Here is a 2,296-nt window from a genome sequence, read left to right as displayed (position 1 = left end):
TACCTCTTTCGCCGGTGGTCGGTGATTTCAACGGCGACGGCTTCGCGGATGTGGCGGTGGCCAATGCCATTGACAATAGCGTCAGCGTGGCGACCGTCCAACCCACCGCAGCGGTAACGGCCACCGTCAACAATGTCATGCCGGTGGGCAATCCCGCCGCCAAGCACGACGTCTTCGCCAGCTACACGGGCGACAAGCAGTTCAAGGCGAGCGACTCCTCCGCCAATCCGACGCCGATTGCGCCGCAGCAGCTCGGCACCGATCTCAAGCTGGCCATCTTTCCGCCAGGCAGCTACTTGGCCGGGCAGGAGGTCAGGCTCACGGCAACTCTCACCTTCAAAGGCGACCTGCAGGGCCATTCCGTCGAGAACGAGAAGGTCACCTTCACGGCCGATACCACCCCGTTGGGCACGGCCGAACTGCATCTGGTGGACGGGAGTAACCCGGTCGCCTATGTGGCCAAGCTCGTTACCACCGCGCTGCCGGCCGGCAAGAACACGATCAAGGCCGACTACGGCGGCGATCAGAACTTCACCGGCTCGTCGGACACGCTGCCCTATAATGTCACCGGCAACCCGACGGAGGTGGATCTGGTGGTCTCGACAGGCGAGACTGCCAGTGCCGGCGATATGGTCACACTTACCGCTACGGTCAAGTCGGGCGGGACGGTGGTGCAGATGGGCACGGTCGATTTCTGCTACGCCGCATCGACCCCGCTGTGCACCGATATCAACCGCATCGGCAGCGCCCAGATCTTCAACGGCACGGCAACTGTATCCTTCACACCCTATGCCGGCACCTATGAATTGAGAGCCGACTTCGCCGGCTTCGACAGCTATGGCCAAAGCCGCTCCCAGCCGCAGAAGCTGGTGGTGCTGGGCAAGTACTCCACCCAGACGGCGATCACCCCTCCCAAGCGTTCGGGCGGCAACGATACCTACGACGTCAAGGTGACCGGCACCGCCCCGCAATCGCTCAAGACACCACCGACCGGAAATGTCCAGATCCAGGACATGAGCAACCTCGTCAATGGCAATCCCTACCTGCTGGGCGAAAACACCGGCTCCAATCCCCTGGCCAACCCGCAACTCGCCATCGCCAACGCGCCCCAAACGCCGATCGGAGGGGGAGGGGCCAATTCCGCGGCAACCGCTGACTTCGATGGGAACGGCATCCGCGACGTGGCGATCGCCCTCAAGGACGACAAGAAGCTCATCGTGATAATGAACGGCGGCCCGACGTACAGTAGAACCTTTACCGACAACAATCCCTATCCGGTGGCGACGGGTGATTTCGATAATGACGCCTTGCCCGATATCGTCATCGGCAACGGCGACAAGCTCACCTTCTACCCCGGCACCGGCAGCCCCACCGGCCAGCTCGGAGCGCCCAAGGACACGCCGCCCAATACGAGCGGCGCCTTCTCCGCCTTCGCCGTGCGTGATTTCAACCGCGACGGCAACCTCGACCTCGCCGTCGTGGGTTCCTATAGCACGTGGATCTATCTTGGCGACGGCTCGGGCAAGTTCACCACCACCGGCAGGCCCCAGCCTTATCACAACTCCAGCACTTCCGCCGTGTCCGCCGACACCGGCGACTTCAACAATGACGAATTGCCCGATCTGATCCTTATCAACGACTACGGCACCGTCTGGGTGCTGTTCGGCGCGGGCGACGGCACCTTCCAGGCCAATCCCATCCCGATACACCCGGGCGGCTACAACGCCCAGACCGTGGCCGCGGCCGATTTTGACAAGGACGGCAATCTCGATTTCGCCGTCGGCTTAAGTCTCCACTATTCCAATGGCAATTCCACCGTCCAGGTCTATCAGGGCAACGGCATCGACAAGGGTTTCAGCCCGCAGCCCAAATTCGATACCAAGCATGCCCTGTCGTATGCGAACGTCTCCGTCACCGTTGGGGATTTCAACGCCGACGGCTATGCCGACCTTGCCATGGCCGATTACGGCCCCAGCAGCAACAGCAATTTCGACGTGCAGATCTGGACCGGCAACGGCAACTTCGTCTTTACCAAGGCCGACGTGCCGATTACGCCCCAGCCCGGTCCGCGCGCCCCGGTGACCGGCGATTTCAACGGCGACGGCTATGCCGACCTGTTCGTGCCGGGCTCGACCGATCCCGCCAATCTGACCACCGCCGCATTTCTGAGCCCGACGGTGACGGTCTCCACCTCCGTTGACGCCCTCGTGCCGATAGGAGATCCGGGCGGGGCCAAGCACGACATCGTCGGCGCTTACCTCGGCGATAGCAACTTCGCCGCCGACACATCGACGAC

General features: G+C 62.6%; 1 protein-coding gene. It reads left to right on the top strand.

The features are described 5' to 3' along the window. Positions 1 to 2,296, top strand: a 2,296-nt coding sequence (locus tag C7477_RS18585; protein ID WP_181418480.1) for an FG-GAP-like repeat-containing protein, incomplete at both ends; no start/stop codon positions are given.

Origin of the sequence: Paramesorhizobium leguminum, assembly GCF_003217235.1 — a bacterium.
Lineage (GTDB): Bacteria > Pseudomonadota > Alphaproteobacteria > Rhizobiales > Rhizobiaceae > Paramesorhizobium > Paramesorhizobium leguminum.
This window is presented reverse-complemented; position numbering and strand designations above follow the sequence as displayed.